This window comes from Pseudomonas linyingensis (assembly GCF_900109175.1).
GTDB classification, from domain to species: Bacteria; Pseudomonadota; Gammaproteobacteria; order Pseudomonadales; family Pseudomonadaceae; genus Geopseudomonas; species Geopseudomonas linyingensis.
In genome coordinates, this window is the sequence record NZ_FNZE01000002.1 from 419,738 (window position 1) to 425,866 (window position 6,129).

General features: G+C 67.2%; 4 protein-coding genes and 1 pseudogene. 3 read left to right on the plus strand and 2 right to left on the minus strand.

Annotation, left to right across the window (positions count from 1 at the left end; translation table 11 throughout):
- Positions 1-372: 372 nt before the first annotated feature.
- From BMZ19_RS04250 to nahK, 3 genes are all read left to right on the plus strand, one after another.
- Positions 373-1,548: a porin gene (locus BMZ19_RS04250; protein WP_090307376.1), complete on the plus strand. Its 1,176-nt coding sequence runs from the start codon at positions 373-375 to the stop codon at positions 1,546-1,548.
- A 345-nt stretch (positions 1,549-1,893) separates the two neighbouring features.
- Entirely contained in the window at positions 1,894-3,027 is a 1,134-nt protein-coding gene (gene nosP / locus BMZ19_RS04255) for a nitric oxide-sensing protein NosP (RefSeq protein ID WP_090307379.1), read from the plus strand.
- Positions 2,957-5,596, plus strand: a complete 2,640-nt coding sequence (nahK, locus tag BMZ19_RS04260) for a hybrid sensor histidine kinase/response regulator NahK/ErcS' (RefSeq protein WP_090307318.1) — start codon at positions 2,957-2,959, stop codon at positions 5,594-5,596. The genes nosP and nahK overlap by 71 nt, the downstream gene beginning before the upstream one ends.
- A 1-nt stretch (position 5,597) precedes the next feature.
- On the opposite strand, the pseudogene BMZ19_RS04265 reads toward nahK, so the two are convergent.
- A pseudogene (locus BMZ19_RS04265) lies at positions 5,598-5,789 on the minus strand (globin); the annotation flags it as partial.
- Between the two features lie 29 nt (positions 5,790-5,818).
- Positions 5,819-6,129 (minus strand): IS3 family transposase (locus BMZ19_RS04270; RefSeq protein ID WP_139214635.1); only part of this gene is annotated, 311 nt, incomplete at its 5' end.

Genomic DNA, 6,129 nt, shown 5'->3' on the forward strand with positions numbered 1-6,129 from the left:
ACGCCGCACTCGGTCTATAGGGTCAGTCGTGCAGGGCTTGGCTGAAGGCGACGCACCGACTTCTTCAATCCTTCCACCGTTTTGTTCAAGAGTGGTAGCCGTCTGGGTTGTTAAGGTCTCCCTGTCACCGCGATCTAGAGATTCCCGATAGCTATTACCAATTCTTCGCTTACTCCCAAAGCATCGGCCACCCTGCACAAGTACTGCGACTTCCGCCCCTCGCGGACGAGCTGCCTTCGGTGTGCGCCGTACTGGCCTGCCAAAGCACGAGACGTTCGCTGCCTGTGCAGAATACGGCCGCCACCGGCCGGCTCCGGATAATCGGCGCGACTGTTGGATCAGGCAGTCGTCCTGACGCATGCGGAGATCAAGATGAACAACAAGAACAAAGCCTGCTATTCCCTGCTGGCCGCTGCCATCACCCTGGCATTCAGCCTCCCGGCTGCTGCCGAGATCGTGCTGTACGACAAGAACGACACCACCTTCTCGACCGATGGCTACTTCAACACCTTCTACGTCAACAGTGACGTCGACCGTCCCGGCGAGCAGTTCGACCGTGATCAGTCGCGGGTCAAGATGGGCTTTCTGCCCAACTACATCGGCTTCAACTTCGGCAAGCAGGTCGACGACATCAAGCTCGGCGGCCGCTCCTCGTTCTGGGTGACCATCAACGACAGCGATACCAACGGCACCGCTACCGCCATCGACGTCCGTCAGTTCTACGGCACCGCCTCCGGCTCCGAATGGGGTGAGGTGCTGTTCGGTAAGGACTTCGGCCTGTTCGCCCGCTCCAACATCCTGCTCGACGAAATGCTCACCGGCTACGGCCAGGTCAGCGACACCCTGGGCCTAGTCGACGGCGGCGGCGTGTCGTTCGGCAACATCGGCAGCGGCTACCCGTACCCGTTCCCGACCTCGCAGATCACCTACCGCTCGCCGTTGATGGGCGGCCTGCGCATCGCCGCCGGCATCATGGATCCGGTGGACACCACCGACGACGCCAGCTCCGCCCTCGACAAGGCCTACCAGGAAGCCCCGCGCTTCGAAACCGAGATCACCTACCAGTTCGAAGTCGGCGGCGCGCAGATCTACTCCTGGGTCAACGGCATGCAGCAGAGCTCCGACAACACCGACGACAGCGTCGAGGACGTCGACTCCACCGGCGTCGGCTACGGCGTGCAGGCCAAGATGGGCAACCTGTCGCTGACCGCGTCCGGCTTCCAGGCCGAGGGCATCAATCCGTTCTTCACCAACAACGCCGGCGAGGCGCAGCTGCGCGAGGTCGACAGCGAAGGCTACCTGCTGCAGGGCTCCTACCGCATCGGCAAGAACCGCGTCGCCCTGTCCTACGGCAAGACCGAAGACGACGGCAACGGTCTGGGTAGCGCAGCCGACTACGAGACCCGCGGCATTGCGCTCTTCCACGACATCAACGACAACCTCAAGCTGGTCGCCGAGCTGAACCAGTTCGAGATCGAAGGCCAGGACAGCGACGCCCTCGACGAGGAAACCCGCACCTTCGCCATCGGTGCCACGCTGAGCTTCTAAGGCTGCCACTCCCGCCCCGGGGCCGGGTGGAAAGACGACCGTGGGTCGCTTCCATCCGGCGCGTCGCGGTGGAGAGGCGCCGAGCGGCTCTCCATCCTCCGGGCGGTGCCCCATCGATAGCGGGGCGGCAGGCTGTACGGCGACCGTGGGTCGCCTGCGCCCGCCGTCTTGCGCGCAACGACCGCGGCACGGGTTCTCCGCTTGCTGCGCCGTACCCCCAAAGAGGGGGCCGGGCAGTACCCAAGTAGCATTACCCGCCCGCCACCGCCTTTCTAGAATGATCCCGTCTGTGTGTTCTGCCGGTCCGGAGGCGACGTGGAAGAAGATCTGAACGACGTCGTCCGCATGGCCCTTTCCGAGTCGACCGACGCGGAAACCGTGGCCCAGGACCTGGCCCGCCAGCTGATGCACCCGCACCTGGGTTGCGTGCTGTTCTTCTGCAGTGCCGAATACGACCTGCCCGCCCTCGCCAACGCCCTGGAGCAGTACTTCGGCGGCGTGCGTCTGGTCGGCTGCACCACCGCCGGCGAGATCACCCCGCAGGGCTACGGCCGTGGCTGCGTCAGCGCCATCGGCTTCGACCATCGCAGCTTCTCCATCGCCGCCGCGCGCATCGACGCGCTGGACAGCTTCAGCCTGCTCGACGCCCAGCAGGTGGTCGCCCAGCTGGCCGAGGAGTGCCGCGGCAGCAGCCGCGAGCCGATCAGCGGACACAGCTTCGCCTTGACCCTGCTCGACGGCCTGTCCAGCCGCGAGGAGCTGGTGCTCTCCGCGCTGAACGCCGCCTTCGGGCGCATTCCGCACTTCGGCGGCTCGGCCGGCGACGACAACCACCTGACCCGCACCCACGTCTACCACGACGGACGCTTCCATACCGGCGCCGCGGTGGTGGTGCTGGTGCACACCGCGCTGGATTTCGAGGTGTTCACCACCCACCACATCCAGCCGCGCGACGAGAAGCTGGTGGTCACCGCCGCCGACCCGGCCAGCCGCACCGTATTCGAACTCAACGCCGAACCGGCGGCGCTGGAGTACGCGCGCCTGCTCGGCCTCGATCCCCAGCAGCTCGACCTCAAGACCTTCGCCCTGCACCCGCTGGCGGTGCGCCTCGGCGAACAGCACTACGTGCGCTCGATCCAGCGGGTCAACGAGGACCTCAGCCTGACCTTCTACTGTGCGGTGGAGAACGGCATCGTCCTCACCGCCATGCAGCCCGGGCCGCTGCTGCCCAACCTGCGGGCGCTGTTCGACGGCCTCGAACAGCGTCTCGGCCCGCTGCTGCTGACCATCGGCTGCGACTGCTTCCTGCGCCGCATGGAAGTGGAAGCGCGCGACCTGGTGGCCGACACCGCCGGCCTGCTGGTCCGCCACCGCGTGATCGGCTTCAACACCTACGGGGAGCAGTTCAATGGCATGCACATCAACCAGACCTTCACCGGCGTCGCCATCGGCCGACCCGGACGGGGCCTGTGCCGCTGAGCTGCGCGTCCGGCTCGCCGAGCTGGAAGCGCGCAACCTCAAGCTGGAGCGGATCAACGCCGCGCTGATCGAGCGCGTCGAGTCCGCCGGTCCGCAGGGCGCCGACGCCTACGCCGCCTTCCAGCACTCGGTGGTGCTCGCCGAACAGGTGCGCGAGCGCACCGACGCGCTGAACCGCGCCATGACCGAGCTGCAGACCAGCAACGCGCTGCTCAGCGAGGCGCGCGGCCGCGCTGAGACCGCCCACCAGCACCTGATCGACGCCATCGAGAGCATCTCCGACGCCTTCGTGCTGTTCGACGCCGGGCAGCGCATCCTGCTGTTCAACCGCCGCTTCCAGGCGCTGTGGGGCGACCTGCAGGGCCGCATCCGCCGCGGCATGCGCCTGACCGAGGTGAAGCGCCTGGCGATCAGCTCCGGGCTGGTGGTCGAGGAGCACGGCGGCGCCGAGCAGGAGCGCACCCTCTACCGCCTGCACGACGGCCGCTGGGTGCAGGTCAGCGAGCGGCCGACCCGCGAGGGCGGCCTGGTGATCCTCTACACCGACATCACCGAGGTGAAGATCCACGAGACCGCGCGCCGCGAACAGGCGGTGGCGCAGAAGTCGCGTCTGCTGCAGCGCACCATGGACAACCTGTCCCAGGGCGTCGCGGTGATCAACGCCGAGGGCGAGCTGGAGCTGTGGAACGGCCGCTTCCTCGAACTCAGCGGCCTGGCGCCGATCGAGGCGCACCGGCCGTTCGCCGAGGTGATGGCCGACAGCGAACTGGAGCTGCTCACCCCGGACAGCTTTGATGCCGGCGGCCGCCCGCTGCGCGAGCGCGAGCAGCGCCTGAGCGACGGCCGCGTGCTCGAGGTGCGCACCCATCCGATGCCGGCCGGCGGCTACGTCAACACCTACACCGACATCACCGAGCGCTACCGCTACGCCGAAACCCTGCGCGAGAGCGAGCGCTGGGTGCGCCTGATCACCGACCAGGTGCCGGCGCTGATCGCCTACATCAGCGGCGACCTCACCTACGAATTCACCAACCGCGTCTACGACGAGTGGTACAGCTGGCCGCGCGGCGCCATGCTCGGCCAGAGCATCCACGCGGTGCACAGCGAGGAGCACTGCCGCCTGCTCGAGCCCTACATCGAACGCGCCTTCGCCGGTGAGAGCGTCACCTTCGAGGTGGCCGAGCGCAACCAGGCCGGTCAGGAGCGCTACATGCTGCGTTCCTACGTGCCCAACCGCCAGCCGGGTGGCGAAGTGCTCGGCATCTTCGTGCTGATCCGCGACATCACTGAACGGCGGCGCACCGCCGAGGCGCTGCACCAGGCCTACCAGAACCTCGAGCGCCGGGTGCGCGAGCGCACCGCCGAACTGACCGCGGTGAACAGCCAGCTGCGCGAGGAGATCGACGAGCGCGCCCGCGCTGAGGCGCGCCTGCGCGAGGCCAAGCGCGAGGCCGAGCAGGCCAACCTGTCGAAGACCAAGTTCCTCGCCGCGGTCAGCCACGACCTGCTGCAGCCGCTCAACGCCGCGCGCCTGTTCACCAGCGCGCTGCTCGAACAGCCGGTGCCGGCGCCCAGCGCCGGGCTGATCCGCAACGTCAGCAACTCGCTGGAGGACGTGGAAAGCCTGCTAGGCACCCTGGTCGACGTGTCCAAGCTCGATGCCGGGGTGATCAAGCCCGACGTCGGCGCCTTCGCCATCGCCGACCTGCTCGACAACCTCGCCGCCGAATACCACCAGATCGCCGCCAGCGAAGGGCTGACCCTCGACTTCGTGCCCAGCTCGGCGCTGGTCAAGAGCGACACCCAGCTGCTGGCGCGGGTGCTGCGCAACTTCCTCAGCAACGCCATCCGCTACACCGCCAGCGGCCGCGTGCTGCTCGGCTGCCGGCGGCGTCCCGGCGGGCTGTCCATCGAGGTGTGGGACACCGGCGCCGGCATCGCCCCGGACAAGCTCGGCGAGATCTTCCAGGAGTTCAAGCGCGGCGCCCCGGTGCGCGCCACCCAGGACCGCGGCCTGGGCCTGGGCCTGGCCATCGTCGAGAAGATCGTGCGCATGCTCGGCCACCGCATCCGCGTGCATTCGCGCGAGGGCATCGGCTCCTGCTTCGCCGTCGAGGTGCCCTACGCACGCAGCGTGCCGCGCCCGCGCGAACAGAGCGAACTGCCGCCACCGCCCGGCGAACACCTGCAGGGCGCGCGGGTCTGGGTGGTCGACAACGATGCGGCGATCTGCGCCGGCATGCGCACCCTGCTGGAAGGCTGGGGCTGCGACGTGGTCACCGCGCTGTCCGGCGACGACCTCGCCCGCCAGGTCGACACCGTGCAGGGCGTGGCCGACATCCTGGTCGTCGACTACCACCTCGACAACGGCCACACCGGCGCCGACCTGGTCCAGGAACTCAACGCCCGGCGCAGCGCGCCGCTGCCGGTGCTGATGATCACCGCCAACTACAGCAACGACCTCAAGCTGCAGATGCGCGAACTCGGCCAGGTGCTGATGCACAAGCCGGTGCGGCCGATGAAGCTGAAGACGGCGATGAGCCATCTGCTGGAGCGGGGGAGGGGATAGATCAGTAGTACGACTTGATGACGTTGATGCCCTTGCCCAGCACTTCACGCCAGGCAGCAAGGTCTTCAAGGTCAACCTCCGGATCGTGCTGCCTGACGGCCAGGAGAAGCGAGTCCACCCACAGATCATAGAGTTCCGGGCGGATGTCGAAGCCTTCCCGCGAATGGCTCTGTCCAAGGGCACGCAGCTTGGTGATCTTGCCCAGCAGTCGTGGACACGGGTTTAAGCACTCATCCGGGCCTCGAAGGCCTCCGGGCTGATGTGCCCCAACGTGCTGTGACGCCGCTGGCGGTTGTAGTCGGTTTCGATGTATTCAAACACGGTTTCACGCATCTGGGCGCGGCTCATGAAACGCTCGCCGTGGATGCATTCGACCTTCAGGCTGTGGAAGAAGCTCTCCGCACAGGCATTGTCGTAGCAGTTGCCCTTCGCGCTCATGCTGCATCGCAAGTGATGGGCTCGGATCAGTTCCTGGTAAGCCGCCGAGCAGTACTGGCTGCCACGGTCGCTGTGCACGATCACCCCCTTGGGCT

Bases quoted from the DNA above. Each gene is read 5' to 3' on its own strand.
- BMZ19_RS04250 (WP_090307376.1), top strand. From the start codon at position 373: ATGAACAACAAGAACAAAGCCTGCTATTCCCTGCTGGCCGCTGCCATC.
- nosP (WP_090307379.1), top strand. From the start codon at position 1,894: ATGGCCCTTTCCGAGTCGACCGACGCGGAAACCGTGGCCCAGGACCTG.
- nahK (WP_090307318.1), top strand. From the start codon at position 2,957: ATGGCATGCACATCAACCAGACCTTCACCGGCGTCGCCATCGGCCGAC.